At 72.1% G+C, this 25,399-nt stretch carries 22 protein-coding genes; 6 read left to right on the top strand and 16 right to left on the bottom strand.

Annotation, left to right across the window (positions count from 1 at the left end; translation table 11 throughout):
• Positions 1-18: 18 nt before the first annotated feature.
• On the bottom strand, positions 19-1,866 hold the full coding sequence (locus ACFYX0_RS12480) for an NHL domain-containing thioredoxin family protein (protein WP_388969624.1): 1,848 nt from the start codon (positions 1,864-1,866) through the stop codon (positions 19-21).
• A 505-nt stretch (positions 1,867-2,371) separates the two neighbouring features.
• On the opposite strand from ACFYX0_RS12480, the gene ACFYX0_RS12475 reads away from it, so the two are divergent.
• Positions 2,372-2,623 carry a hypothetical protein gene (locus ACFYX0_RS12475; RefSeq protein WP_311693659.1) on the top strand — a complete coding sequence of 84 codons (252 nt, stop codon included), beginning with the start codon at positions 2,372-2,374 and terminating at the stop codon, positions 2,621-2,623.
• A gap of 87 nt (positions 2,624-2,710) precedes the next feature.
• Here the strand turns inward: ACFYX0_RS12475 and ACFYX0_RS12470 are convergent, their stop codons facing one another.
• Positions 2,711-3,124, bottom strand: coding sequence for a cupin domain-containing protein (locus tag ACFYX0_RS12470; protein WP_388969622.1), 414 nt, complete (start codon positions 3,122-3,124; stop codon positions 2,711-2,713).
• A 52-nt stretch (positions 3,125-3,176) separates the two neighbouring features.
• Between ACFYX0_RS12470 and ACFYX0_RS12465 the strand changes: the two genes are divergently transcribed.
• Together ACFYX0_RS12465 and ACFYX0_RS12460 are read left to right on the top strand one after the other, a co-directional pair.
• The gene (locus tag ACFYX0_RS12465; RefSeq protein ID WP_388969620.1) at positions 3,177-4,175 is read left to right on the top strand and encodes a GlxA family transcriptional regulator; all 999 of its coding nucleotides are present in this window, start codon (positions 3,177-3,179) and stop codon (positions 4,173-4,175) included.
• A complete protein-coding gene (locus tag ACFYX0_RS12460) occupies positions 4,172-4,666 on the top strand; it encodes an LURP-one-related family protein (protein ID WP_311693665.1) in 495 nt (164 codons plus the stop codon). The genes ACFYX0_RS12465 and ACFYX0_RS12460 overlap by 4 nt, the downstream gene beginning before the upstream one ends.
• Before the next feature lie 83 nt (positions 4,667-4,749).
• Here the strand turns inward: ACFYX0_RS12460 and ACFYX0_RS12455 are convergent, their stop codons facing one another.
• Positions 4,750-5,574, bottom strand: coding sequence for a maleylpyruvate isomerase family mycothiol-dependent enzyme (locus ACFYX0_RS12455; RefSeq protein WP_388969618.1), 825 nt, complete (start codon positions 5,572-5,574; stop codon positions 4,750-4,752).
• 177 nt (positions 5,575-5,751) lie between these two features.
• Between ACFYX0_RS12455 and ACFYX0_RS12450 the strand changes: the two genes are divergently transcribed.
• On the top strand, positions 5,752-6,546 hold the full coding sequence (locus ACFYX0_RS12450) for a carbon-nitrogen family hydrolase (protein ID WP_388969616.1): 795 nt from the start codon (positions 5,752-5,754) through the stop codon (positions 6,544-6,546).
• A gap of 31 nt (positions 6,547-6,577) precedes the next feature.
• Here ACFYX0_RS12450 and ACFYX0_RS12445 read toward each other — a convergent pair whose 3' ends face one another.
• Entirely contained in the window at positions 6,578-7,894 is a 1,317-nt protein-coding gene (locus ACFYX0_RS12445; protein WP_388969614.1) for a nitrate/nitrite transporter, read from the bottom strand.
• The gene (locus ACFYX0_RS12440) at positions 7,891-8,574 is read right to left on the bottom strand and encodes a GntR family transcriptional regulator (RefSeq protein ID WP_388969612.1); all 684 of its coding nucleotides are present in this window, start codon (positions 8,572-8,574) and stop codon (positions 7,891-7,893) included. The genes ACFYX0_RS12445 and ACFYX0_RS12440 overlap by 4 nt, the downstream gene beginning before the upstream one ends.
• A 206-nt stretch (positions 8,575-8,780) precedes the next feature.
• Here ACFYX0_RS12440 and ACFYX0_RS12435 point away from each other — a divergent pair, with 206 nt between their 5' ends.
• Positions 8,781-9,674: a serine hydrolase gene (locus tag ACFYX0_RS12435; RefSeq protein WP_355906457.1), complete on the top strand. Its 894-nt coding sequence runs from the start codon at positions 8,781-8,783 to the stop codon at positions 9,672-9,674.
• Between the two features lie 72 nt (positions 9,675-9,746).
• Here ACFYX0_RS12435 and ACFYX0_RS12430 read toward each other — a convergent pair whose 3' ends face one another.
• The 5 genes from ACFYX0_RS12430 to ACFYX0_RS12410 all read right to left on the bottom strand — a co-directional run bounded on the left by ACFYX0_RS12430 (position 9,747) and on the right by ACFYX0_RS12410 (position 16,849).
• The gene (locus ACFYX0_RS12430) at positions 9,747-11,156 is read right to left on the bottom strand and encodes a dihydrolipoamide acetyltransferase family protein (RefSeq protein WP_388969610.1); all 1,410 of its coding nucleotides are present in this window, start codon (positions 11,154-11,156) and stop codon (positions 9,747-9,749) included.
• Between the two features lie 10 nt (positions 11,157-11,166).
• Positions 11,167-12,144 carry an alpha-ketoacid dehydrogenase subunit beta gene (locus tag ACFYX0_RS12425; protein ID WP_355906463.1) on the bottom strand — a complete coding sequence of 326 codons (978 nt, stop codon included), beginning with the start codon at positions 12,142-12,144 and terminating at the stop codon, positions 11,167-11,169.
• A gap of 1 nt (position 12,145) precedes the next feature.
• On the bottom strand, positions 12,146-13,336 hold the full coding sequence (pdhA, locus tag ACFYX0_RS12420) for a pyruvate dehydrogenase (acetyl-transferring) E1 component subunit alpha (protein ID WP_355906466.1): 1,191 nt from the start codon (positions 13,334-13,336) through the stop codon (positions 12,146-12,148).
• A 625-nt stretch (positions 13,337-13,961) separates the two neighbouring features.
• On the bottom strand, positions 13,962-15,533 hold the full coding sequence (locus ACFYX0_RS12415; RefSeq protein ID WP_388969608.1) for a protein kinase: 1,572 nt from the start codon (positions 15,531-15,533) through the stop codon (positions 13,962-13,964).
• 770 nt (positions 15,534-16,303) lie between these two features.
• A complete protein-coding gene (locus ACFYX0_RS12410) occupies positions 16,304-16,849 on the bottom strand; it encodes a bacterial proteasome activator family protein (protein ID WP_388969606.1) in 546 nt (181 codons plus the stop codon).
• Between the two features lie 226 nt (positions 16,850-17,075).
• Here ACFYX0_RS12410 and ACFYX0_RS12405 point away from each other — a divergent pair, with 226 nt between their 5' ends.
• On the top strand, positions 17,076-17,810 hold the full coding sequence (locus tag ACFYX0_RS12405) for a hypothetical protein (protein ID WP_388969604.1): 735 nt from the start codon (positions 17,076-17,078) through the stop codon (positions 17,808-17,810).
• Between the two features lie 40 nt (positions 17,811-17,850).
• Here ACFYX0_RS12405 and ACFYX0_RS12400 read toward each other — a convergent pair whose 3' ends face one another.
• The 6 genes from ACFYX0_RS12400 to pdhA (ACFYX0_RS12375) form a co-directional block, all read right to left on the bottom strand.
• Positions 17,851-18,831, bottom strand: coding sequence for an NAD(P)H-quinone oxidoreductase (locus tag ACFYX0_RS12400; protein WP_355906478.1), 981 nt, complete (start codon positions 18,829-18,831; stop codon positions 17,851-17,853).
• 163 nt (positions 18,832-18,994) lie between these two features.
• Positions 18,995-20,536 (bottom strand): molybdopterin molybdotransferase MoeA, encoded by a 1,542-nt coding sequence (locus ACFYX0_RS12395; RefSeq protein ID WP_388969603.1) that lies wholly within the window; start codon positions 20,534-20,536, stop codon positions 18,995-18,997.
• The gene (locus ACFYX0_RS12390) at positions 20,533-21,489 is read right to left on the bottom strand and encodes an NTP transferase domain-containing protein (RefSeq protein WP_388969601.1); all 957 of its coding nucleotides are present in this window, start codon (positions 21,487-21,489) and stop codon (positions 20,533-20,535) included. The genes ACFYX0_RS12395 and ACFYX0_RS12390 overlap by 4 nt, the downstream gene beginning before the upstream one ends.
• Before the next feature lie 101 nt (positions 21,490-21,590).
• The gene (locus tag ACFYX0_RS12385; RefSeq protein WP_388969599.1) at positions 21,591-23,069 is read right to left on the bottom strand and encodes a dihydrolipoamide acetyltransferase family protein; all 1,479 of its coding nucleotides are present in this window, start codon (positions 23,067-23,069) and stop codon (positions 21,591-21,593) included.
• On the bottom strand, positions 23,069-24,073 hold the full coding sequence (locus tag ACFYX0_RS12380) for an alpha-ketoacid dehydrogenase subunit beta (RefSeq protein ID WP_388969597.1): 1,005 nt from the start codon (positions 24,071-24,073) through the stop codon (positions 23,069-23,071). Before ACFYX0_RS12380 ends, ACFYX0_RS12385 begins: the two co-directional genes overlap by 1 nt.
• Positions 24,070-25,215, bottom strand: coding sequence for a pyruvate dehydrogenase (acetyl-transferring) E1 component subunit alpha (gene pdhA / locus ACFYX0_RS12375; RefSeq protein ID WP_388969594.1), 1,146 nt, complete (start codon positions 25,213-25,215; stop codon positions 24,070-24,072). The genes ACFYX0_RS12380 and pdhA (ACFYX0_RS12375) overlap by 4 nt, the downstream gene beginning before the upstream one ends.
• Positions 25,216-25,399: the final 184 nt, after the last annotated feature.

Raw genomic sequence — 25,399 nt, 5'->3', positions numbered from 1 at the left:
CCCGGCCGCCTCGCCGGCCTACTCCGCGTCCATGCCCGCCAGCACCAGCGGAAGCCGGTCCGCCCCGCCCTCGGTGACCCGGACCGGGACGCCCCAGTCCTGCTGGTGGACGTGGCACGCCGGATACTCGTTCGCCGGATCGTCGTCGCAGGACGCCGCCATCGCCGAGACATGCAGCACACCCTCCGACACGGACGGGTTCAGCTCCAGCTCGCGGGCGAGATCCGTACCGGCTCCCTCGCCCTGGAGCAGCAGCTCGGGCGGGGCCGAGGACACCAGCAGACGGGTCGAGGGGCCGTAGCGCGTGTCCAGCTTCTGTCCGGCCGGGGCCTGGAAGACGACGTCCAGCCGGAGCCTGCCGGGCGCCACGTCGGTCGCCGCGCGCTGGGTGCGATGGGCGACCGAGGCGACCTGCACCGCCTCCTCGGGCAGCCGCAGCCGGGTCAGCCGGTGGCGGGCCGACTCCACCACCACGATGTCCTCACCGGCGAGCACCGCGTCCGACGGCTCCCGCAGGTCCGTCGCCAGCGTCGTCACCTCGCCCGTCGCCGGGTCGTAGCGCCGCAGCGCGTGGTTGTAGGTGTCGCTGACCGCCACCGAACCGTCCGGCAGCGCGGTCACGCCCAACGGGTGCTGGAGCAGCGCCTGTTCGGCCGCGCCGTCCCGGTGCCCGAAGTCGAACAGCCCCGTGCCGACCGCCGTGTGGACCGTGCCGTCCCGGTCCACCCAGCGCAGGGCGCTCGTCTCGGAGTCCGCGAGCCACAGACGCTCCCCGTCGGCCGACACCGCGAGACCCGACGGCTGCGCGAACCACGCCTCGGCTCCCGGGCCGTCCACCAGCCCCTCGTTGGTGGTGCCCGCCGCCACCGCGACCGTGGCCGTCTCCGGGTCGTACGTCCACAGCTGGTGCACGCCCGCCATGGCGATCCACACCCGGCCGCCGAAGACCGCCACGTCCCACGGCGAGGAGAGGTCCACCTCCCGGGCGGGACCGGAGGTGGGCGACCCCTGCCACCACTGGGCACCCGTGCCCGCGAGCGTGGTGACCTCCCCGGTCGCCAGGTCCAGGCGGCGCAACGCGTGGTTCACCGTGTCGGCGACGACCACCGCGCCCTCGTCCAGCAGCGCCAGACCCTGCGGCTCGCTGAAGGCCGCCGCGTCCGCCGGGCCGTCCGAGAAGCCCCGCAGGCCCGATCCGATGCGCCGCACCACCGTCTCGCCGTCCGCCGCCAGCTCCACCAGCCGGTGCCGGGTGGTGTCGCTGACCAGGAAGGTGCCGGCCGGCAGCAGGAGCGCCTTGCCCGGGAAGCGCAGGGTCGTGGGCTCCGGCTCCGGCGCCACATAGGGGCCGTCGCCACGGCGCAGGGTGCCCTTCGCCGCGTGCTCCTCCTCCAGCTCCTCGACGAGCCGCGCTATCGCGTGGGCATGGCCCTCGCCCGCGTGCTGGGCGACCACGTATCCCTCGGGGTCGATGACGACGAGCGTCGGCCAGGCGCGGACGGCGTACTGCTTCCAGGTGGCGAGCTCCGGGTCGTCCAGGACGGGGTGCTCCACCCCGTACCGCTCGACGGCGTCCACGACTGCCTCGTGCTCCGCCTCGTGGACGAACTTCGGCGAGTGCACGCCGATGATCACCACGGTGTCGCGGTGCTTCTCCTCCAGCTCGCGCAGCTCGTCCAGGACGTGCAGACAGTTGATGCAGCAGAACGTCCAGAAATCGAGGACGACGATACGTCCTCGCAGATCGGCGAGGGTGTACTGCTTTCCACCCGTGTTCAGCCAGCCGCCCTTGCCGATCAGCTCGGGGGCACGGACACGGGCACGTCGGCGGGGCGTCGGGGTGGGCGCCGGGGCGGCATCGTTCATGCTTCAAGCTTGCCATCCTGGTATGAACGTCGGATCACACGCGTGCGGCACCCCCTGGGACATGGGAGCGACGGTTGGCCGGAGACGGGAACGAGACGACTGCCGGTGGGACGGCTCGGGCGCCGCAGGTGTTCATGGCACTGCCGGAACGTACGGAGCCGTCAGTTCATCGAGCCGGCTCTGAATGCCTTCGGACACGGACGCGTCCGAACCGCGCTGCTGGGGTGTCTGCGGACGGGCACGAACGCGGAGCGGGCGGGCGCCGCGCGGGCCTGGTACCGGTCGGCCCTGCCCCTGCGGACGCCCCTCGTACGGGCGCGGAACACCGGCTTCTCCGGCCCGACGGAACCCGATGACGGCGCGGCCGTGTCGGCGCACGGAGCCCGGTACGGAACCGAACCTGTGGACAACGCGGTGACGGTCCGTACACGTACGGGATGCGCACATGCCGTCACGGGGAGATGCTCGTCGCAGACAGGGGGGCCCATCGCAAGGGAGCAGTTCCATGCCACGAGACATCGACGACCAGACCCGCCGACGGGACCGTGAGCGCGAGCACGGGGAGATCACCGGTGAGGACAGGCGCGACCGGAGCCGGCGCGACCCTGACATGAGCGGGTCCGGCCGGGCGGACGGCGATGTGGAGGGCGCCGGCCTGCGCCGGGAGCGCGACGACAACCGTTCGTCGTGGGACGAGGACGACGAGGACCTGCGCGACAGACGGGACATGCGGGACACCCGGGACGGCTACCGGTAGTCCGGCCTTCCGAACGGTCCGTGCGCGAGTCCCCCGCCGGCGGCGGGGGACTCGTCCGCGTCCGGCGCGACGTCCGGTGCCGCCCCCTCAGGCGAGCCGGTGCCCCGTCGTCGCGTCGACGTGGTCCGGGACCTCCTCGTGGCGGTCGCCGACTGTCATCGTGCCGGTGGGCTCGAACAGCAGGATCGATGCTCCGGCCGGCGCGGAGGGCTTGTGCTCGGTGCCGCGCGGGACGGTGAAGACCGAGCCCCGGGAGAGGGTGACCGTGCGCTCGCCGGCCGGCTCCCGCAGCGCGATGCGCAGTTCGCCGTCCAGGACGAGGAAGAACTCGTCGGTGTGGTCGTGTGTGTGCCACAGATGCTCGCCCTCGACCTTGGCGACGCGCACGTCGTAGTCGTTGACGGTGGTGACGATGCGCGGGCTCCACAGCTCGGAGAAGGAGGCGAGGGCCGCGGCGAGGGCGACGGGCTCCGGGTGCTGCCGGGGTTCCTGGGATTCCATGGGGCCATCGTGCGGGGTGCCGTCAGGGGCAGGCGAGTGCTAGGAATCGCATATGCCGCAAGGATCCTCTCAGCCGCGCCCCACCCATCGCGTGGTCCTCGTCGTGGACGAGAACTCGAACCCCTTCGAGATGAGCTGCGCCATCGAGGTCTTCGGACTGCCGCGGCCCGAACTCGGCCGGGAGCTGTACGACTTCCGGCTCTGCGCCGCCGCGCCCCGCACCCGGATGCGGGACGGCTTCTTCACGCTCACCGACGTGGCGGAGCTGGACGCGGCCGACGAGGCCGACACGTTGATCGTGCCGAACCGGCCCGACACCGACACCCCGCGCTCCCCGGAGGTCCTGCGGGCAGTTCGCCGGGCGCATGCGCGAGGCGCACGGCTGGTCGGCTTCTGCTCCGGTGCGTTCACCCTCGCGGAGGCCGGGCTGCTCGACGGGCGGCGGGCGGCCTGCCACTGGATGTGGGCGGACGCGTTCCGGGCACGTTTTGCGCAGGTCAGGCTGGAGCCGGACGTGCTGTTCGTGGACGACGGCGACATTCTCACCGCCTCCGGCAGCGCCTCCGCGCTCGATCTGGGGCTGCATGTCGTCCGCCGCGACCATGGCGCCGAGATCGCCAACGCCGTGTCCCGGCGGCTGGTGTTCGCGGCGCACCGCGACGGCGGGCAGCGGCAGTTCGTGGAACGCCCGGTGCCCACGGTGCCCGACGAGTCGCTCGCCCCGCTGCTGGCCTGGGCACAGGAGCGCCTGGACGAACCACTCACGGTCGCCGGCCTCGCGGCACGCGCCGCGGTGAGCCCCGCCACCCTGCATCGGCGCTTCCGCAGCCAGCTGGGCACCACGCCGCTCGCCTGGCTGACCGGGGAGCGGGTCGCCCTCGCGTGCCGGCTGATCGAGCGCGGGGAGGAGCGGCTGGACGTGGTCGCCGCCCGCAGCGGCCTCGGCACCGCCGCCAATCTGCGGGCGCGGCTGCGGCGCGACACCGGGCTCAGTCCGTCGGCCTACCGGCGGCGTTTCGGACCCGCCGCGGGGGAAGCCCTCTTCGTATGAGATTCCTCGTACGCGACCGGCTCCTCGGCTTCGGTGACGACTACTGGATCGAGGACCAGCACGGCAACAAGGTGTTCCTGGTCGACGGCAAGGCGATGCGGCTGCGGGACACATTCGAGCTGAAGGACACGCAGGGGCGCGTCCTGATCGACATCCACCAGAAGATGTTCGCCCTGCGCGACACGATGGTCATCGAGCGCGACGGCGAACCGCTCGCCCGGATCAGGCGCAAGCGTCTGTCCCTGCTGCGCAACCACTACCGCGTCTCGCTGGCGGACGGCACGGAACTCGACGTCAGCGGCAAGATCCTCGACCGCGAGTTCGCCGTCGAGTACGAGGAGGAGCTGCTGGCGCAGATCTCCCGCCGCTGGCTGACCCTCCGCGAGACGTACGGCGTGGACATCGTGCGCGAGGACGCGGATCCGGCGCTGCTGATCGCGGTGGCCGTGTGTGTGATCCATCTGGCGGACAAGGAGCGGGAGGAGGACTGAACGGCCCACGGCGGCAGGGGCGCGCGCCTTCCGCACCGCGCCCCCCGCGGCGCGGCGCGATCCGCCGGTCCGGTCCCGGTCCGCTACTTGGTGACCGCGAACGCCAGCAGGATCGCCGCCGTCAGTTCCGGGTCGCCCTCCGCCTTGATGCGGTCCGCCACGACGTCCGCGGTGACGCGGCCGCAGGCGAGACGGACGTACGTCTCCCAGTCCAGCGTGAGCGACACCGCCGGGCCCAGCGAGGGCGTGCCGTCGATCGTGCCGCGCCCCTCCGCGTCGACGCGGACCGTGCGCATGAACTCGACGGGGCCGTGGACGTCGAAGACGATCGCCGAACCGGCGGGCGCCCCGGCGCTCTCGGCCACCACCTTCGGCAGCGCGGCCAGCAGCTCGTCCCGGGTGATCAGCGCGCCCGGCGAGTCCAGGTTCCCCGGGCGCCCCAGCGCCGTCCGCAGGTCCTGCTCGTGCACCCAGACGTCGAACGCGCGGTACCGCATGGCCTCCTCGAGCGTCTGCTCGATGCCGAACGGGCCCCGCACCTTGGTACCCGGGTCCCGCGACTCGTTCCGCAGCTGGCGGTTGCGGCGGATGATCGTGTACTCCAGCTCGGACGTCATCTCGGGCGCCGTGTGGTGGCGGCGGACGTCGACCTGCATCTCCGTGTACCGCTGGTGCTCGTTCGTGACGTGGAAGAGGTCGCGCGGGAGCGTGTGGATCGGGCGGGGGTCGCCGAGCATCTCGCAGTCCATGCCGATGACGTGGGAGACCACGTCCCGCACCGACCAGGCGGGGCAGGGCGTCCGCCGGTTCCACTCGCCCTCCACGAGTGGCTGCACCAGCTCCGATATCGCTTCGATCGAGTGGGTCCAGGCGTCGGCGTAGGGCTGGAGGGTGGGATGCAGACTCACGGAACGGGACCCCTCGGGCGGTCGGTGCGCGGGCGGTTGACAGCGGTGTCGACGGGAGGCGACTGTCGGCGGGTGTCTTGGGACGTTAAGTTACGCTCCTGTGAGGCACCCCGGCAGTGCTTTCGTGTGACGATCGTAGGCCTGAAGAGAACCCTCGAATGCCAGGACGGTGGTAGTGTGCGCGCCTCCCTGATCCAGATCCGGGTAGACGAGGACGAATCGGCCGAGTCACGCCGACGACGGGCCGCCTCCCTGGTACGAGATCAAGCCGGAGCCGACCTCGTGGTGCTGCCCGAGCTGTGGACCACCGGCGCGTTCGCCTACGAGGAGTTCGGGACCGAGGCCGAACCGCTCGACGGGCCCACCCACGAGGCGATGGCGAAGGCGGCGAGCGACGCGGGCGTGTGGCTGCACGCCGGCTCGATCCCCGAACGCGACCCCGAGGGCCCCCTCTACAACACGTCTCTCATCTTCTCCCCCTCCGGTGAACTGGCCGCCGCCTACCGCAAGATCCACCGCTTCGGCTTCGACAAGGGCGAGGCGGTGCTGATGGGCGCGGGAAGCGAGCTGGTGACCGTGCGCCTGCCGGAGACGACCGTCGGCGTGGCCACCTGCTACGACCTCCGCTTCCCCGAGCTGTTCCGCTCACTCGTGGCCGGGGGGGCCGAGACGCTGGTGATCCCGGCGGGCTGGCCGGAGCGCCGCCGGTCCCACTGGACGCTGCTGGCCCAGGCGCGGGCGATCGAGAACCAGGCGTACGTCCTTGCCTGTGGAACGGCCGGGACGCACGCGGGGGTTCCGCAGGCGGGTCACTCGATCGTGGTGGATCCGTGGGGCGAGGTCCTCGCGGAGGCCGGCGCCGACGAGGAGATCCTCACGGTGGAGTTCGACCCGGGGAAGGTCGCGTCCACCCGAGAGCAGTTCCCGGCGCTGAAGGACCGGGTGCTGGGCCTGGAGCCCCCGCGGCGCTGACGCCCGGGCGTGCCGGGCGGCCGCGCGGGACCTAGGCCGGCACGTGCACCGTCTCCACCCGGCTGGCCACCAGCCGCTCCTGCTCCCTGCGCGCCGCCTTTCCGCGCAGCCGCAGGATCTGGCTCAGCCCCAGCGCCTGCAGCACGAACACGGCGGAGAACGCCACGGTGTAGTCGTCGCCGGTCGTGTCCAGCAGCACGCCGATCGCCAGCAGCGTGGTCATGGACGCGATGAAACCGCCCATGTTGGTGATGCCGGAGGCCGTGCCCTGACGCTCCGGTGGGTTCGCCGGACGCGCGAAGTCGAAGCCGAGCATCGAGGCCGGGCCGCAGGCCCCGAGCACCGCGCACAGCATGACCAGCAGCCACATAGGTGCGTGCGGGCCCGGGCAGTACAGCGTGGCCGCCCACAGCAGCGCCGTCGCCCCGACCGTGCCGAGCGCCAGCGGCAGCCGGGCCCGGTGGTGCCGGGCGACGATCTGCCCGTAGACCAGGCCGACGACCATGTTCGACAGCACCACGAGCGTGAGCAGCTCCCCGGCCGCCGCCCGTGACAGGCCCTGCGCCTGGACCAGGAACGGCAGGCCCCACAGCAGCAGGAACACCATCGCCGGGAACTGGGTCGTGAAGTGCACCCACATACCGAGGCGGGTGCCGGGTTCCCGCCAGGACGCCGCGATCTGCCGTCGTACGTACGCCGACCCGTGGTGCGGGAACGGCTCCGGCTCGAAGCCCTCGGGGTGGTCCTTCAGGAACAGGAGGAGCAGGGCGAGGACGACGACCCCGGCGAGCGCGCTGCCACCGAACGCGGCCGTCCAGCCGATCCCGTGCAGCAGCCGCGCCAGCACGAGCGTCGAGACCAGGTTGCCCGCCATGCCCACCAGACCGGCGAGCTGCGCGATCAGCGGACCGCGGCGGGCCGGGAACCAGCGGGTGCCGAGGCGCAGCACGCTGATGAACGTCAGGGCGTCACCGCAGCCGAGCAGTGCGCGGGAGGCGAGCGCCGTGCCGTACGACGGGGAGAACGCGAACCCCACCTGGCCGGCCGTGAAGAGCACGACGCCCATGGTCAGCACCTTCTTGGTGCCGAGCCGGTCCACCAGCAGGCCGACGGGTATCTGCATGCCCGCGTACACGAGGAGCTGGAGGATCGAGAAGGTGGACAGGGCGGACGCGTTCACATGGAAACGGTCCGCGGCATCGAGTCCGGCCACCCCCAGGGATGTGCGGAAGATCACAGCGACGAAGTAGACCGCGACACCGATGGCCCACACCCCGACCGCACGACGGCCGCCCGGCGGGTCCCCGGGCAGGGAGACCGAACGGGAGTTCAGGGAACGGAAGCTCATCGCACCTCACCCCGCGCCAGGTGGGAGAACCAGCTGACGTGCCGATGGACGACCTCGACGGCCGCCTCGGCGTCCCCGGACCGCAGGGCGTCGAGGATCTCCTCGTGCTCGGTGAGCGTCTTGGCGATCCGGTCGGGGTGGGAGTGCATGACCGCCACACCCATCCGCAACTGACGGTCGCGGAGCTGGTCGTACAGACGGGAGAGGATCTCGTTGCCGCCGCTGCGCACGATCTCGGCGTGGAAGGTGCGGTCGGTGAGCGCCGCCCCGGCCAGGTCCTCGGCGGCGGCCTGCTCCTTCTGGCGTGCGAGCAGTTCTTCCAGACGGTGGATCAGGGTGGGCGGGGCGGGCACGGCCTTGCGGGCCGCGTGCGTCTCCACCAGCTGACGCGTCTCCACCACGTCCGCGATCTCCTGCGCGGAGACGGGCAGGACCAGGGCCCCCTTCTTCGGGTAGAGCCTGATCAGCCCCTCGACCTCCAGCCGCAGCAGCGCCTCGCGCACCGGCGTCCGGGAGACCCCCACCGCCTCGGCCAGCTCTCCCTCGGTGAGCAGCGTCCCGCCCTCGTAACGGCGCTCCAGGACGCCCCGTTTGACGTGCGTGTACACGCGGTCGGCAGCAGGCGGCTGTTTGGCGGACGGCTTCTCGGGAGCGGGGGCGGCGGACGGCGCTGAAGGCATGCGCACATCATAGATACAACAGGTACGCAAGCCGATGCGCGTCCACGATGCGGACCCGACAGAACCCGCTCCACATTCGTCCCGGCAACCGCACATCCTTCTGTGCTAGTTACGTGTCTCACTATGAAGCGGCCCTGTCATCTGGCCGCTCGCCAGGGGCATTTGGATGTACACAGTGCATCAGAGACGCAATCGGAGCGTTCAACTTGATTACCGGCATTAAGGGCGCGCGAGTTCGCCGAGCCGCCGCGGCAGTGTTCACCACCGGCGCCGTGCTGACCGCCGCCGCCCTCACCGCGGCCCCCGCGCAGGCCGTCACGAAGCCCACGATCACCGCCAAGGGCGGGTTCGTGATGAACAACGGCACCGGCAAGAGCCTGTTCACCAAGGCCGCCGACACGGAGCTGTCCACCGGCTCCACCACCAAGATCATGACCGCCAAGGTGGTCCTGTCCCAGTCGAACCTGAACCTGAACTCCACGGTCGTGGTCCAGAAGGCCTACAGCGACTACGTCGTCGCGAACAACGCCTCCCAGGCTCACCTGATCGTCGGCGACAAGGTCACCGTCCGTCAGCTGCTGTACGGGCTGATGCTGCCCTCCGGCTGTGACGCGGCCTACGCGCTCGCGGACAAGTTCGGTTCCGGCTCGACCCGCGCCGCGCGCGTGAAGTCGTTCATCGGCAAGATGAACAGCACCGCGCGGAGCCTCGGCCTGACGAAGACGCACTTCGACTCGTTCGACGGCATCGGCAACGGCAACAACTTCTCCACGCCGCGGGACCTGACGAAGCTCGCGAGCAACGCGATGAAGAACTCCACCTTCCGCTCGGTCGTCGACACCAAGTCGACGCAGCAGAAGGTCACCACCAAGAGCGGTGGCTACCGCTACTACAACTGGACCAACACCAACCCGCTGCTCGGCACCTACAGCGGCGCCATCGGCGTGAAGACGGGCTCGGGCCCGGAGGCCAAGTACTGCCTGGTCTTCGCCGCGACCCGCAACGGCAAGACGATCATCGGTACGGTCCTGGCGTCGACGTCCATCGACAACCGCACGGCCGACGCGAAGAAGCTGCTGAACTACGGCTTCGCCGTCTGATCCTCGCGCACCACGACGAAGGGGCCGACCGCATCCCGCGGTCGGCCCCTTCGTCGTGCTCTGCCCCGGGGGCTAGCCCCAGGTGATCAGCCGCTTCGGCTGCTCCAGGATGGCCGCCACGTCCGCGAGGACCTTCGAGCCCAGCTCGCCGTCCACCAGGCGGTGGTCGAAGCTGAGCGCGAGGGTCGTGACCTGGCGGGGCTTGACCTTGCCCTTGTGGACCCAGGGCTGGAGCTTGATCGCGCCGATCGCGAGGATCGCCGACTCGCCCGGGTTGAGGATCGGCGTGCCCGTGTCGACACCGAACACCCCGACGTTGGTGATCGTGACCGTGCCGCCCTGCATCGCCGCCGGGGACGTCTTGCCCTCGCGGGCCGTCCCCACCAGCTCACCCAGGGCCTCCGCGAGCTGCGGAAGAGTCTTGTCGTGCGCGTCCTTGATGTTCGGCACGATCAGACCGCGCGGGGTGGCCGCCGCGATCCCGAGGTTCACATAGTGCTTGCGCACGATCTCCTGGTTGGCCTCGTCCCAGGAGGCGTTGATGTCGGGGTTGCGCTTGATCGCGACCAGCAGGGCCTTGGCGATCAGCAGGAGCGGGTTGACCCGCAGACCCTGGAGGTCCTTGTCCTGCTTCAGCTCCTCGACCAGCTTCATCGTGCGGGTCACGTCGACCGTGACGAACTCCGTGACGTGCGGCGCGGTGAACGCGGAACCGACCATCGCCTGCGCGGTGGCCTTGCGGACGCCCTTGACGGGGATACGGGTCTCCCGCGCGGTGTCGTACGTCACCACGGGCGCCGGGGCGGCCGGGCGCTTCACCGCCGGAGCGGGGACCACCACGGCGGGCGCCACGGGCGCGGGGGCCGCGGCCGCGTGCACGTCCTCGCGGGTGATGATCCCGTCCGGGCCGGAGGGGATGACCGTCGTGAGGTCGACACCCAGATCCTTGGCCAGCTTGCGCACCGGAGGCTTCGCCAGCGGGCGGGACTTGCCGCCGTGCCCGTTCAGCTCGCCCTGGAGCGCCGCCGCCGCGAGGCCGGGGGCCTCGGCGACGGCCGCGGTCGTCTTGCGCGGGCGGCGCTTGGTGGAGGACTCGGCGACGCCGTACCCGACGAGGACCGGCTTGCGGCCCTCGGGCTTGGGCTCCTCCGCCACGGGCTGCTCGACCGCGGGCTCCGGTACCGAGGGCGTCTCGGCCGGCGTCGGTGCGGCGGGGGCGGCCCCGGCCACGTCGACCGCGATGATCGCCGTGCCGACGTCCACCGTGGTGCCCTCGGGGAAGCGCAGTTCCCGGACCACCCCGTCGTACGGGATGGGCAGTTCCACGGCCGCCTTGGCGGTCTCCACCTCGCAGACGACCTGCCCGTCGGTGACCGTGTCGCCGGGCTGGACGTACCACTTGAGGATCTCGGCCTCGGTGAGACCCTCGCCCACGTCGGGCATCTTGAACTCGCGCACGGACGCGTCAGTCATCGTCGTCACGACCCTCTCCTCAGTACGCCAGGACGCGATCGACGGCGTCCAGCACCCGGTCCAGGCCCGGCAGGTACTCCTCCTCCAGCCGCGCCGGCGGATACGGGGAGTGATAGCCACCGACCCGCAGCACGGGCGCCTCCAGGTGGTAGAAGCACCGCTCCGTGATCCGGGCCGCGATCTCCGCGCCGGAGCCGAAGAACACCGGCGCCTCGTGCACCACCACCAGGCGGCGGGTCTTCTCCACCGACGCCTGTACGGAGTCGAAGTCCAGGGGCGAGACCGAGCGCAGGTCCAGGACCTCCAGCGACCGGCCCTCCTCCTGGGCGGCCACGGCGGCCTCCTGGCACACCTTCACCATCGGGCCGTAGGCGGCCAGCGTGACATCCGTGCCCTCACGCACCACGCGCGCCTTGTGCAGGGGGTACGGGATCGCCTCGGGGTCCACCTCGGACTTGTCCCAGTAGCGCCGCTTGGGCTCGAAGAAGATCACCGGGTCGTCGCTCTGGATCGCCTGCTGCATCATCCAGTACGCGTCGGACGCGTTCGCCGGAGAGACGATCTTCAGGCCGGCCACATGCGCGAACAGCGCCTCGGGGGACTCGCTGTGGTGCTCGACCGCACCGATGCCGCCGCCGTAGGGGATACGGACGACGACCGGCAGCTTGACCTTGCCCAGGGAGCGGGCGTGCATCTTCGCCAGCTGGGTGACGATCTGGTCGTACGCCGGGAAGACGAAGCCGTCGAACTGGATCTCCACCACCGGGCGGTATCCGCGCAGGGCCAGGCCGATCGCCGTGCCGACGATGCCGGACTCGGCGAGCGGGGTGTCGATGACCCGCTCCTCGCCGAAGTCCTTCTGCAGACCGTCGGTGACACGGAAGACACCGCCGAGCTTGCCGACGTCCTCGCCCATCACCAGGACCTTGGGGTCCGACTCCAGGGCCTTGCGCAGCGACTCGTTGATCGCCTTGGCGAGTGCCATCTTCTCGGCCATGTCACTTGCCCCCTTCAGCGTCCGCGAACGACGCCTGGTAGGCGGCGAACTGGGCCCGCTCCTCGTCGACGAGCGCATGCCCGTCCGCGTACACGTTCTCGAAGATGGCGAAGTGGTCCGGGTCCGGCATGGCGCGGACCGCTTCACGCACCCGCCTTCCCAACGCTTCGCTCTCCGCCTCGAGTTCCGCGAAGAATCCCTCGTCCGCGTGGTTCGAGGCAAGGAGGTAGGCCCGCAGGCGGGCGATCGGGTCCTTCGCCTCCCAGGCGGCCCGCTCGTCGTCGTGTCGGTAGCGGGTCGGGTCGTCGGAGGTCGTGTGCGCGCCCATGCGGTACGTGAACGCCTCGACCAGGGTCGGGCCCTCGCCGTTGCGCGCCCGCTCCAGCGCCCACTTCGTGACCGCGAGACAGGCCAGCACGTCGTTGCCGTCCACGCGCACGCCCGGGAAGCCGAAGCCCTGCGCCCGCTGGTAGAGCGGCACACGGGTCTGCTTCTCGGTCGGCTCGGAGATCGCCCACTGGTTGTTCTGGCAGAAGAACACCACCGGCGCGTTGTAGACCGCCGCGAACGTGAACGACTCCGCGACATCGCCCTGGCTGGAGGCGCCGTCACCGAAGTACGCGATCACGGCCGAGTCCGCCCCGTCCTTGGCGACGCCCATGGCGTAGCCCGTGGCGTGCAGCGTCTGCGAGCCGATGACGATCGTGTAGAGCTGGAAGTTGTTGCTGTTGGGATCCCAGCCGCCGTTGTTCACACCGCGGAACATGCCGAGCAGGTTGGTGGGGTCGACCCCGCGGCACCAGGCCACGCCGTGCTCGCGGTAGGTCGGGAAGACGTAGTCGTCCTCGCGGGTGGCCCGGCCCGAACCGATCTGGGCGGCCTCCTGGCCGAGCAGCGAGGCCCACAGACCCAGCTCTCCCTGGCGCTGCAGGGAGGTGGCCTCCGCGTCGAAGCGTCGGGTCAGCACCATGTCCCGATAGAGGCCGCGCAGCTGCTCGGGCGTGATGCCCTCGACATACCGGTCGTACTCCGGGTTCTCGACGCGCTCGCCCTCGGGCGTCAGCAACTGAACGAGATCCGCCTCGGCACCCTTCTTGGGCGTGGTGCGGGTGGTGCGCTTGCTGCCGGTGGTGCCGGCTTTGCTTCCGGCGCTGCGTCGCGGCTTGCGCGCGGCAGTGCTCTCCACGGTCACGTGTGCTCCTCCGTCGGTCCGGCCCCCGGGTTCGCCGGGTGCCTGGGGATCCCCTCGGCCCGCTTGGGGCCGGTGAGAGCGGCTCGCCTGCAGCGCACGGACGCACGGGGTGGGTGCGACGCGTTCGAGACAGACGTGACAGGTGCCCCGGCGAGCGCCCTGCAAAGGGCACGTTACCCAGTGCGCCACATTTCTGTGAAACCCCTCCTGACCTGGGATTTTACTTGGATATCCAAGTAAATCGAGTAAGTCGGGCACAGATGCTGGTCACAGCCTTGCAGGGGGCCGGAACAACGGCACGTTATCCCGCTCACCTGGAGCACGGGAAGACTCATTCTGAGGTGGTGCTGGTGTCGTCGCGTGACGATCACCCCGCTCGCGCGGGCTCCGTCCCGTCCCCGACCGCGCCCGGCTTCTTCTCCGCACGCGCGCGTGGAGCCCCGTGAAAGCACACGCGCGCGCGGAGCCCGTCTCCGGGTCCCACGCGCGCGTGGCGGCCGTTTTCGCGGGGCGGCCCCCCTCGTGTCGTCGGACGGGAGCCGGTCACGCGGCGGCCGTCGCCCTGCTCTCGTCCCACCGGTCCTTCCGTGACGTCCCGGCGGGCTCCGTCAGGCCCTGGGGCCCGTCAGGGCACCTGCGGGTCGCCCACGCCCGTGGTGTCCCCGCCACCGCCGGTCGCCGTCGGGTCCGAGGGCTCGCCGCCGCCCGTGGGCGTGTCCGTCGGCTGGTTCGAGGGGGCCGACTGGGTGGGCGGGGTGCTCGGCTGGTCAGGCGTCGTCGACGGCTGCGTCGACGGCTGCTCGCTGTAGGTGTACGACGGCTTGTACGAGGGCGTGTAGTCCGAGCCGGCGCCCGGGTCCGAGTTGCCGTCCGTGGACGTGTCGGTGGCCTCGTCGCTCGGCGTCTGCTCGGACTGCTTGTCGTCCTTGCTCTGGGTCGCGGCCGGTGACTGCGTGGTGCCCGTTCCGCCGCCGTTGCCGCCCGTGTTGTGCAGCGCCAGCGCGACGCCCGCCGCGACGGCGATGATCGCGAGGACCGCGAGGATCCACAGCTTGCCGCGTCCGCTGCCGTGGTTGCCGTGCCCCTCGAAGCCGCCGTCGTCCCGGGAGCCGTACCCCGTGGGCAGGATGGGCTGCGGAATCTGCGTGGTGCCGGACTCACCCGGGTGCGGCATCACCGTCGTACCGGCGAAGCCTCCCGCGGGGGTGTGCCGGCCCTCGTGCATCTCGACCGGGCCGGTGTTCCAGGTGCCGGTGTGTCCGCCCTGGTCGTACAGCATCTGCAGGGCGTACTGGGACAGACCGCGCATCTCCTCCGCGGTCTGGAAGCGGTCGTCCGGCTCCTTCGCCAGGGACCGCATCACGAGCCCGTCCAGCTCCGGCGGCGAGGCGCTCTCCGGGAGCTGGGATGGGGGCACCGGGATGTCCTGGACGTGCTGGTACACCACGGACAGCGGGGTCTCGCCGACGAACGGGGGCCGCAGCGCGAGCAGTTCGTACAGCAGACAGCCCGTCGCGTACAGGTCCGAGCGGTAGTCGACGGCCTTGCCGAGCGCCTGCTCCGGGGAGAGGTACTGCGGCGTGCCCATGACCATGCCGGTCTGCGTCATCGTCGTGGACGCCCCGTGCAGGGCGCGCGCGATGCCGAAGTCCATCACCTTCACGGCGCCGTTGTTGGTGATGATGACGTTCGCCGGCTTGATGTCGCGGTGCACGATGCCGTGCTGGTGCGAGTAGGCGAGCGCCTCCAGGACGCCCGAGACGATGATCAGGGCCTGCTCGGGTCCGGGTGCCTCCGCGTTGAGCAGCAGTTCGCGGATGGTACGGCCCTCGACCAGCTCCATCACGATGTACGGCACCGACTGGCCGCCCACGTGGTCCTCGCCGGAGTCGTACACGGCGACGATCGCGTGGTGGTTGAGGCCGGCCACCGACTGGGCCTCGCGCGTGAAGCGGGCCTTGGAGACCGGGTCCTCGGCCAGGTCGGCCCGGAGCAGCTTGACCGCCACCGTCCGCCCGAGGCGCACGTCCTCGGCCGCGAACACCTCGGCCATGCCACCCCGGCCGAGTCTGCGCGTCAGCCGGTACCGGCCGTCCCCGACAAGCCCGCCGTTGCCCCAGTTCTCCGGCGCGTCTGACATCCCGCCGCCAGTCGCCTCGGGGTCGGACGGGCCCTGGGCGCGCTGCGTCTGTGCCATCAGTCCTCGCCGTCGTTTCTGCCCGCGGTCTGCGCGGTGGTTGTTACGGTCTCCGACGGGCCACGCTACAGGCTCCGCGCAAGGCCCCGGTCCGAGATGCATCCGAGACGGACCGGTCATCAAACCGTGTGCCCGGTCCCATGTGCAAATTCCGTCCACAGGCCGTACGACCCCCGTAACGCTTACGCGATGCTTCTTGCGCGTACGGTCACGAACGGGCACCGGGCCGGGCATGTCGGTGCCACCGGACAGACATGGCCGGAAGAGATCCGTCGATCACGGAGCAACCGCTCCGGATCGGCGACGGCACGCCTGTCGATCGCGGAGGGCGGGAGCACGGCGAGCCGCCGCCGGCGCGCACGAGGGGGGACCACGGGACCCGGGCCGGGCATGCGCCACGACGGCGCACCAGGCCGGTGTGCGGGGCGATCCCCCGGTCGGCGGCCGGCGACAGCCACGCGCCTCGCCCGGCGGGAGCCAGGGCTTCGATGCGTCTCCTACAGGACGCGGTGCCGGATTGCCAGATTCCGATCAGGACACTTCACACCGGGCCGGGGTCGCGAACGGGCCGCCCAGGGGCAGTTCCGCCGCGAGGCGGCGTCCGTGGCGAAACTCACGCGCGCGAACACCGCCTGTCGTCGTCGGGCACGTTGCGGGCCGCCGCTCCTGGCACAGTGCAAAGGGCCCGGCACCGTCGTGGTGCCGGACCCTTCTCATGAACGGGGTCGGGGACTCGTGCGGCCGGGCTCGACCGGCCCGCACGGCCGGGATCACAGGTACGGGCCGCCCGCACGGCCGCCCGTGCGGAGGTCCTCCTCGCCGTCGGGGGAGCCGACGCCGGGCGGGAGGGCGCGGCGCATCTGCTCCAGCTGGGCCCGCGCCGCCATCTGCTGGGCGAACAGCGTGGTCTGGATCCCGTGGAAGAGGCCCTCCAGCCAGCCCACCAGCTGTGCCTGCGCGATGCGCAGTTCCGCGTCGCTCGGGATCGCCTCGTCCGTGAAGGGCAGGGAGAGCCGCTCGAGCTCCTCGACTAGCTCGGGAGCGAGACCGTCCTCCAGCTCCTTCACCGAGCTGGCGTGGATCTCCTTCAGACGCTGTCGGCTCGCCTCGTCCAGAGGAGCGGCGCGCACCTCCTCCAGCAGCTGCTTGATCATGCTGCCGATCCGCATGACCTTCGCCGGCTGCTCCACCTGCTCCGTCACCGGGATCTCGCGGGAGTCATCGTCTCCGGTGCCGCCGAGAGCCATTCCGTCCTGGCCTACGACCAGGATCTTCTGGGGGTTCTCCGACGACCTGTCGTTCCTCGGCATCTCCATGCGGCCATTCTCTCGTACCCGTACACGACATCAGCCATGTGCCCTCGGTGAAGGGTGATCCACCCTCCGAACGCCACCGGACAGGCGCCGGCCGCACTCGCCGGGGCCGGGCGGGGCCGGGACCGGGGGCGACTGAGCGGCGGGCGGTCGAGATGCCGGACACGGGGGGCCGTGTGACGCTGGTTCCGTTGATCTTGCCCTCCGAGCACGGGAGGGGGTCACGCGCGTGACTCCATGGCTGCGTACGCCGTCCACGTTCCGCACACTCCGCGCCGCCGTCCTGCCACCGGTCCTGACGACGACCGCCGTCCTCACCGCGTACGGGATAGCCGCCGCATACGTCATATCGCCCGGCTTCGGGATACGGCCCGCACACGACGACCGGACCGGCTCGTACTCCGTTCAGCCCCTGCCCTCGGGAACGACCGCGGCGTCCCCCGCAGCGGCCGCGGGCCCCCCGTCATCCATGTCACCCCCCGGGACGGCGGCGCTGGGGTACCCGGTGACCGCTCCACCCCCTCACCCCGCCGCTCCGCTCTCGCTCCCGTCCCCCTCGTCCTCTCCCTCCCAGCCCTCGGCCGACCCCTCCCGGCCCGGCAACTGGGCCGGTGAGGGGCGGGTACAGCCCGGAGAGACCGGCACCGAGCCGGGGGAGGACGAGGGCGACGGCGCGTACACGGACCCCGCCGAGACGGCACCGGACGAAGAGGGCGCCACGACCTCGACGGAACCCGACACGGAGGACTCCAGCGCGGACGCGGGGGCCTCCCTCGGTGCGGCCGTCCCCCCGGGAACCCTGCCCGCCCCTTCCCAGACCTCCGCCCAGGCCTCCGCGCTGCCCGCTCAGCAGGCCGCCGCGCCGAGACCGATGGTCGAGGTCCTTCCCCTCGGCAGCGGCCTGATGCTCATCGGCCTCGGCCTGGCGATCGCGCTGCTCGGTCTGCGCCTGCGCCGGGAGTGACCAGGCCACCGTCCCTCGCCGGTGCCGAACCGGCCATCCCTCAGGGCTTGACCAGCAGCACCTTTCCGATGTGACCGCTCTCGTCCAGCACCCGGTGGGCCTCGGCCGCGTCGCTCATCGGGATCTCGCGGTCGATGACCGGACGCACATGGCCCGAGGAGATCAGCGGCCAGACGTGTTCCCGCACCGCTGCCACGATCGCCGCCTTCTCCCCCAGCGGGCGCGCTCGGAGCGAGGTCGCGGTGATCGCCGCCTGCTTCCGCAGCAGAGCGTTGATGTCCAGTTCGCCCTGCACACCGCCCTGCATGCCGATGATCGCCAGCCGGCCGTTCAGCGCGAGGGCCTGGACATTGCGGTTCAGGTACTTGGCACCCATGTTGTCGAGGATGACGTCCGCACCCGCCCCGGCCGTGGCCTGCCGGACCTCCTCCACGAAGTCCTGCTCGCGATAGTTGATCAGCACGTCCGCGCCCAGTTCGGCGCAGCGCTCCAGCTTCTCCTTGCTGCCCGCCGTGACCGCCACCTTCGCGCCCACCGCCTTGGCCAGCTGAATCGCCATCGTCCCGATACCGCTGGTGCCGCCGTGCACAAGCAGCGTCTCACCCGGACGGAGATGGGCGACCATGAACACATTCGACCAGACCGTGCAGGTCACCTCCGGCAGCGCGGCCGCCTGACGCAGTTCCAGGCCCTTCGGCACCGGCAGCAGCTGTCCGGCCGGGACCGCGACCTTCTCGGCATAGCCACCGCCCGCGAGCAGTGCGCACACCTCGTCACCGACGGCCCATCCGGAGACACCGGGACCGAGGGCGGCGATCCGGCCGGAGCACTCGAGTCCGGGGTACGGGGAGGCACCGGGCGGCGGGTTGTAGTGGCCCGCACGCTGGAGGAGGTCGGCGCGGTTGACGGCGCTGGCCGCCACCTCGACCAGCACCTCTCCCTCGGCGGGTACGGGGTCGGGGACCTCCGCCCACACCAGCGCCTCGGGCCCACCGGGTTCAGGAATCGTGATCGCGTACATGAGAGGGACGCTACTCCTGGCGGTCGGCCGCCCCGTCGAGCAGTTCCCGGTGGCGGACGAGAGATGCCTCAGGTGGGGCAGGGTTGCGCCCCGTCGGGGCGGTGCAAGGGCGCCGGATTCCGATGTTTCACGTGAAACACTCCCCATCTCCCCCGGTTCCGGATCACTGCGCCCACACCCAGGGCAGGTCCAGCAGTTCCAGCTCCTGACCGGGCTGGGCACCCCCGGGCGGTACGACCGCCAAGGCGTCCGCGGCGGCGATGCCGCGCAGCATGGCCGGACCGTTGTAGTGCAGCGGCACCGCATGGTCGGCACGAACGGCGACGGGGACGAGCCGGGTGTCATACGGGTGACCGTGGGTGGAGCCCTTCAGGGGCAGCGTGTACGGCTCGGGGGCCACACGCCCCGTCAGGCCGCGCAGCAGGGGCTCGGCGAGGGTGAGCAGGCCGGAGACGGCCGCGAGGGGGTTGCCGGGCAGCCCGACGAGGTGCTGGTCGTCCCGGGTGCGGGCCAGGAGCATGGGATGTCCCGGACGCACCTCCACGCCGTCCACGAGGAGTTCGGCGTCCATGCGGCGCAGGGTGGGGTGGACATGGTCGACGGGTCCCCCGGCCGTCCCCCCGGTCGTGACGACCATGTCGGCCGTCGAGGAGGTGACCGCCCGGTGCAGGGCCTCGGCGTCGTCGCCGAGTCGGCGAACGGCCACCACGTCCGCGCCGAGCGCACGCAGCCAGGGCGGCAGCATCGGGCCGAGCGCATCCCGGATCAGACCGTCCCTGGGCGGCCCCTCGGTGAGCAACTCGTCTCCCAGGACCAGAACTTCGACCCGGGGGCGGGGCCACACAGACAGCGTGTCGTACCCGGCGGCCGCGGCGAGCCCGAGCACGGCCGGGGTGATCAGGGCCCCCGGGGGGAGCAACTGGTCGCCCGCGTGGCACTCCTGGCCGCGCGGCCGGATGTCCTGGCCGTGCGCGACCGTGGGAGTGCCCCCGGTCCGCGCGGAGCCGAGAGCCGGGGGCAGGGCGGCGTGCAGCCGGCCCTTGTCGTCCGTACGCCCGTGTTCGCTGCGCAGTACCGCGGTGGTGTCCGGAGGGATGCGCGCACCGGTGGCGATCCGCACGGCCTCCCCGTCCTCGAGGGGAGCGGGCTCCGTGTGCCCGGCGAGGACTCCCTCCTCCCGTACGTCCCAGGGGCCGGGGCCCGCGACCGCCCAGCCGTCCATGGCGGAGGTGTTGAAGGAGGGGAGGTCGGTCAGCGCGGTGAGGGGGTCGGCGAGAACCAGGCCGAGGGCGGCGTCGAGGAGCACGTCGATCGGGTCGCGGCGGGGCACGGAACGGGCAGCGCGCGCGGCGACTGCACGGGCCTCGGGCCAGGGCGTGGCCTGGTGGCCCGGGTGGTGCTCGGACGAGGCTGCCGAGCCGTCCTGGCCCCCGTCGCGGGCGCCGGAATGCCGGGGGGTGCTGGGTCCGGTTCCGGGCGTACGCGGATCGGACCGGCCGTCGCGCGGGCCGAGGTCCCGTACCAGGGCGAGGGCCTCGTCGAGGTCCCGGTCGTGCTGTTCCGGGTCGTGCCGCTGCTCGGCCGGGCGGGCGGAGCGGACCTCGCCCGGACGGCCGCGCCCGCCGCTGTCGTCGACCACGGCCAGAGCCTCCTCCACATACCGTTCGTCGGTGTCCGGGCCTCCCCGGACGCCTCTCCCTCTCATCCGGCGTCCGGCTTGGCCTCGGCGGCCTCCTCGTCCGCCCAGCGCAGGGCCAGGGCGGCGGCCTTGCGGGCGGCCTCGGCGACCGCTTCGGGGCCTCCCTGCGCCTGCGCGGCGGCGTAGCCGACGAGGAACGTCGTCAGCGGGGCCGCGGGCCGGGCCACTCCGTGCGCGGCGTCGCGAGCGAGGTCGAGGAGGACGCCGGTGTCGACGTCGAGGTCGATGCCCAGTTCGTCCTTGACTGCGGAAATCCATTCATCCAACACGTGCCCATGCTCCCTGATTCGTGATCGGGCGGCGGCGATGTCGTCCCAGGTGTCGCAGTCGAAGGACGCGACGGGGTCGGCGACACGGGTGAGGCCGAGCCCGGCGACCAGCCGCCGCAGCGGAAGCCCGGCAAGACCGGGGCGCGCGGGGAGTTCCGAGGGATCGCCGGGTTCTGGCGGACGGGGGAGTCCCGGTGTGCCGGGAGGGCCCTGTTCCGCGGCCAGCCGTGCGAGTTCGCGGTGCAGTGCCGCGCTCCGGTAGGCGGCGACGAGGGGCTGGTCGCGCCCCTCGGGGTCGGTGAGCACCGCCCCTTCGGCGCCGCTCGCCCGCAACGCGGCCAGCAGCCGTCGTACCGTCCCCGTCTCCAGGAACGGCAGATCGGCGGAGAGCACCACCACACACGGGGCCGTGGTGCGTCGCAGCCCCGCGTCGAGCGCGGCGACGGGGCCGGCGCCCGGTGGCTCCTCGCGGGCCCAGAGCACGGGGTACGCGGTGGGCCGGGGGCCGGCGACGACCACCGTGGTGGCCGCGCCGGCGCAGGCCCCCAGGACGCGGTCGAGCAGCGCCCGTCCGCCGACGCGCACACCCGGCTTGTCGGCCCCGCCGAGCCGCCGGGCGGCGCCGCCGGCCAGGACGACGGCGTCGTACACATCGGCGCCCGGGTCGCCCGAGGGCTCGTACTCGGTCATGTTCCCGAGTATGGGCGCCGCTTCGATCAGTGACACCCCCGCACATCGGCCGGGTGCGGGAACTTGCTCACGGTTTCACGGCCGATGTGCCGGGACCCGCCTCAGAGCGTGCGCAGCAGCACCGCCGGCTGTTCCACGCAGTCCGCCACGTACCGCAGGAATCCGCCCGCCGTGCCGCCGTCGCACACCCGGTGGTCGAAGGTGAGCGAGATCTGCACGACCTGCCGCACCGCCAGCTCGCCCTCGTGCACCCACGGCTTGGGGACGATCCGGCCGACGCCGAGCATGGCCGCCTCCGGGTGGTTGATGATCGGTGTCGAACCGTCGACGCCGAACACTCCGTAGTTGTTCAGCGTGAAGGTCCCGCCGGTGAGTTCCCCGGGGGTGAGCGTGCCGGCGCGGGCCGCCTCGGTCAGCCGGGCGAACTCCGCGGTGAGCGACTCGGCGTCCCGTGCGTGCGCGTCCCGCACGACGGGGACGACGAGTCCCCGTTCGGTCTGGGCGGCGAACCCGAGGTGCACCTGGTCGAGCCGGACGATCTCCCGGGCCTCCAGGTCCACGGTGGAGTTCAGCTCGGGGAACCGGGCGAGCGCGGCGGTGCAGATGCGGGCCAGCAGGGCGATCAGGGCGATCTTGGAGCCTCCCGCCGCGTTCATGGCCGTCCGCGCGCGCATCAGTTCCGTGGCGTCGGCGTCCACCCAGCAGGTCGCGTCGGGGATCTCACGCCGGCTCCGGGAGAGCTTGTCGGCGACGGCCCCGCGGACGCCCTTGAGGGGGATCCGGGTGCCGGAGGTGGTCGCCGCGCCTGCCGCTGCGGGTGCGGGCGCGGCGGGAGCGGATCCGGCGGGAACCGGGGAGCCGGCCGCGACCGCCGTGGTCCTCGTCGCACCGCCGCGGGCCGCAGCCACCCTCAGGGCGTCCTCCACGTCCGCCCGCAGGATCAGCCCGTCGGGCCCGGAGCCCGTCAACTGCCGCAGATCGAGCCCGTTGTCGCGGGCGAGCCTGCGGACGAGCGGGGAGATCACCGGGATGGGACCGTCGGGATGCCGGTGGCCGTCCGCGCGGTGGTCGGGGGCCGCGACCGCCGTGGCCGAAGCCACCCGGGTCAGGGCGGCGGAGCCCGTGGGAAGCGCCGATGCCCGGGTGGCGGGCGCGGGTCCGGCGGCGGCCGGGAGCGGAGCAGCCGCGGCCAGGGAATCCACCGCCCGCGAGGCTCGGTCCGCGGGGCGGGCGCCGGGCTGGGGCGGCCGGACGCGGCGGCGCCGGGCGGGAGCCGCCGAGGTGCCGTACCCGACCAGCACGTTCCCGGACGATTCCTCGCCGTCGTCCGCGGGGGCACCCACGGCGACCGTCAACAGCGGTGCGCCGACCGGGAGTTCCGTGCCCTCCTCGCCGAAGCGGGCCGTGACCACGCCCTGGTAGGGGCAGGGCACCTCGACCATGGCCTTGGCCGTCTCGACCTCGACGACCGGCTGGTCGACCGCGACGACGTCCCCGACCTTCACCAGCCAGCGGACGATCTCCGCCTCGGTCAGCCCCTCCCCGAGGTCGGGCAGCCTGAACTCGAACACCTGGGCCATCAGCTCCCCGCCTCCCATTGCAGGCGCCCCACGGCGTCCAGGATCCGGTCGACGCCGGGCAGGTGGTGCCGCTCCAGCATCGGCGGCGGGTAGGGGATGTCGAATCCGGCCACGCGCAGCACCGGCGCCTCCAAATAATGGAAGCAGCGCTCGGTCACCCGCGCGGCGATCTCCCCGCCCGGCCCGCCGAAGCCGGTCGACTCGTGCACCACCACGGCCCGGCCCGTGCGGCGCACGGACGCGGTCACCGTCTCGTCGTCGAACGGCACCAGGGAGCGCAGATCGACGACTTCCAGGTCCCAGCCCTCGGCGCGTGCCGCCTCGGCCGCCTCCAGACAGACGGAGACCGAGGGCCCGTAGGTGATGAGCGTCGCGCTGCGGCCCGAACGCCGCACCGCGGCACGGCCTATCGGCTCCACCGTGTCGGGCTCGTCGGGGTTCCAGGAGGCCTTCGACCAGTACAGCCGCTTGGGTTCGAGGAAGACGACGGGGTCGTCGGAGGCGATGGCGGCGCGCAGCAGCCCATAGGCGTCGGCGACCGTCGCGGGCGTGACGACATGCAGGCCCGGGGTCGCCATGTAGTAGGCCTCGGAGGAGTCGCTGTGGTGCTCGACGCCGCCGATGCCTCCCCCGTAGGGGACCCGGATCGTCAGGGGCAGCGGCATCGCGCCGCGAGTGCGGTTGCGCATCCGCGAGACATGGCTGACCAGCTGCTCGAAGGCGGGGTAGGCGAAGGCGTCGAACTGCATCTCCACGACCGGCCTGAGGCCGTACATCGCCATGCCGACGGCCGTGCCGAGGATGCCCGCCTCGGCGAGCGGTGTGTCCGTGCAGCGATCGTCGCCGAACTCCTTGGCGAGCCCGTCCGTGACCCGGAAGACACCGCCGAGCGTGCCGACGTCCTCGCCCATGACGTGCACGGACGGGTCGGCCGCCATGGCGTCGCGCATCGCGCGCGTGAGGGCCTGCGCCATGGTGGCCGGCTTGAGGGCAACGGTCGTCATCGCCCGGCTCCTTCCGGTCCGGCCGCCTCGGCGTCCAGCTCCGCCCGCAACTGCTCCTGCTGTTCGATCAGTTGGGTGGTGGGCTGGGCATACACATGGGTGAAGAGATCCATGGGGTCGAGCGCCGGGTCCTGGTTCATACGCGCCCGCAGATCGGCCGCCATGGCCTCGGCGTCCTCGCGCGCGGCCCGTATCCCGTCCTCGTCGAGGAGGCCGCGCTGCGTCAGCTCACGCTCCAGCAGCACGACCGGGTCGTGCGCCTGCCAGGCCTCGACCTCGGCGTCGCCGCGGTAGCGGGTCGCGTCATCGGCGTTCGTGTGGGCGTCGATGCGGTACGTCACCGCCTCGACGAAGGTGGGGCCGCCGCCCGCGCGGGCGTGCCGTACGGCCTCGCCCAGGACCTCGTGCACGGCCGCCGCGTCGTTCCCGTCGACCAGTCGGCCCGGCATGCCGTAGCCGACCGCTTTGTGCGCCAGGGAGGGCGCCGCGGTCTGCTTGGCGAGCGGGACGGAGATCGCGAAGCCGTTGTTCTGGACCAGGAAGACGACCGGCGCCTGCCACACCGCGGCGAAGTTCATCGCCTCGTGGAAGTCGCCCTCGCTGGTGCCGCCGTCGCCGACCAGGGCGAGCGCGACCACGTCGTCGCCCTTGAGCCGGGCGGCGTGGGCGAGCCCCACCGCGTGCGGCAACTGGGTGGCGAGCGGGGTGCTCAGGGGGGCCACCCGGTGCTCGTAGGGGTCGTAACCGGTGTGCCAGTCGCCGCGCAGCAGGGTCAGGGCCTCGACGGGGTCGACGCCGCGGGCGACGGCCGCGAGCGTGTCGCGGTAGCTGGGGAAGAGCCAGTCGCGCTCCTCCAGGACGAGCGCCGCGGCGACCTGGCAGGCCTCCTGCCCGGTGCTGGAGGGGTAGACGGCCAGGCGGCCCTGCTTGGTGAGCGCCGTCGCCTGCGCGTTGTACCGGCGGCCGCGCACCAGCTGGGTGTACAGCCGACCGAGCAGCTCCGGGTCGGCCTTGGCGGCCGCCTCGGTGCCGAGGACGCGGTACGGCAGGGGATCGGGCAGCAGCGGAGCGGGATCGGTACGGGGCTGCCAGGCGGGCGGCGGGGTCGGCCGGTAGGCACCCCGCTGCTCCATGACCGTCATGACGGCACCTCCTCGTGGGAGCGGCTTCGGACGCGCCACGGGAGTGATGCGCCTCACCTACCGATTGTTCGGTCGCCGGCACATTTTGGCTACAGGCGCCTCAGGGCTGTGGACAAACGGTTCTCCACAACCTGAGATGGACGCAGTACGTCCATGGTAGAGAGGCGGGGGCACATGGCACCTG

The organism is Streptomyces sp. NPDC002573, from assembly GCF_042889625.1.
GTDB classification, from domain to species: Bacteria; Actinomycetota; Actinomycetes; order Streptomycetales; family Streptomycetaceae; genus Streptomyces; species Streptomyces gibsoniae.
Note: the sequence above shows the minus strand (reverse complement) of the source record. Positions and strands in the feature narration are given on the sequence as shown.

Bases quoted from the DNA above. Each gene is read 5' to 3' on its own strand.
- ACFYX0_RS12480 (WP_388969624.1), bottom strand. From the start codon at position 1,866: ATGAACGATGCCGCCCCGGCGCCCACCCCGACGCCCCGCCGACGTGCC.
- ACFYX0_RS12475 (WP_311693659.1), top strand. From the start codon at position 2,372: ATGCCACGAGACATCGACGACCAGACCCGCCGACGGGACCGTGAGCGC.
- ACFYX0_RS12470 (WP_388969622.1), bottom strand. From the start codon at position 3,124: ATGGAATCCCAGGAACCCCGGCAGCACCCGGAGCCCGTCGCCCTCGCC.
- ACFYX0_RS12465 (WP_388969620.1), top strand. From the start codon at position 3,177: ATGCCGCAAGGATCCTCTCAGCCGCGCCCCACCCATCGCGTGGTCCTC.
- ACFYX0_RS12460 (WP_311693665.1), top strand. From the start codon at position 4,172: ATGAGATTCCTCGTACGCGACCGGCTCCTCGGCTTCGGTGACGACTAC.
- ACFYX0_RS12445 (WP_388969614.1), bottom strand. From the start codon at position 7,894: ATGAGCTTCCGTTCCCTGAACTCCCGTTCGGTCTCCCTGCCCGGGGAC.
- ACFYX0_RS12440 (WP_388969612.1), bottom strand. From the start codon at position 8,574: ATGCCTTCAGCGCCGTCCGCCGCCCCCGCTCCCGAGAAGCCGTCCGCC.
- ACFYX0_RS12425 (WP_355906463.1), bottom strand. From the start codon at position 12,144: ATGGCCGAGAAGATGGCACTCGCCAAGGCGATCAACGAGTCGCTGCGC.
- ACFYX0_RS12415 (WP_388969608.1), bottom strand. From the start codon at position 15,533: ATGGCACAGACGCAGCGCGCCCAGGGCCCGTCCGACCCCGAGGCGACT.
- ACFYX0_RS12410 (WP_388969606.1), bottom strand. From the start codon at position 16,849: ATGGAGATGCCGAGGAACGACAGGTCGTCGGAGAACCCCCAGAAGATC.
- ACFYX0_RS12400 (WP_355906478.1), bottom strand. From the start codon at position 18,831: ATGTACGCGATCACGATTCCTGAACCCGGTGGGCCCGAGGCGCTGGTG.
- ACFYX0_RS12395 (WP_388969603.1), bottom strand. From the start codon at position 20,536: ATGAGAGGGAGAGGCGTCCGGGGAGGCCCGGACACCGACGAACGGTAT.
- ACFYX0_RS12390 (WP_388969601.1), bottom strand. From the start codon at position 21,489: ATGACCGAGTACGAGCCCTCGGGCGACCCGGGCGCCGATGTGTACGAC.
- ACFYX0_RS12385 (WP_388969599.1), bottom strand. From the start codon at position 23,069: ATGGCCCAGGTGTTCGAGTTCAGGCTGCCCGACCTCGGGGAGGGGCTG.
- ACFYX0_RS12380 (WP_388969597.1), bottom strand. From the start codon at position 24,073: ATGACGACCGTTGCCCTCAAGCCGGCCACCATGGCGCAGGCCCTCACG.
- pdhA (WP_388969594.1), bottom strand. From the start codon at position 25,215: ATGACGGTCATGGAGCAGCGGGGTGCCTACCGGCCGACCCCGCCGCCC.